A 204-nucleotide genomic window follows, 5' to 3' on the forward strand; every position below is an offset into this window, starting at 1 on the left:
GGCGCCCTTCATGTTTGTGGCGGTGGCCTACGGCATCTTTACCGTGCCCCGCCGCACGCTGCTGGTGCTCGCGGCCGTGGTGCTGTGCGCTTACGCAGCCGTGGTGGCCGTGCACCAGGCGCAGCAGGGCAATGACGCCCTGCTGCGCCTGGAGCTGATGCACTTGCTGGCGTTGGCCGTATCGGTGCCGACGTTCATCGTGCT

At 67.6% G+C, this 204-nt stretch carries 1 protein-coding gene; it reads left to right on the forward strand.

Translation table 11 applies throughout. The annotated features are described in order from the left end of the window. The coding region (locus KM800_RS15380) for a hypothetical protein (protein ID WP_217813856.1) at positions 1–204 on the forward strand (204 nt) is incomplete at both ends.

The organism is Clostridium tyrobutyricum (assembly GCF_019144085.1).
Taxonomy (GTDB): domain Bacteria; phylum Bacillota; class Clostridia; order Clostridiales; family Clostridiaceae; genus Clostridium_B; species Clostridium_B tyrobutyricum_A.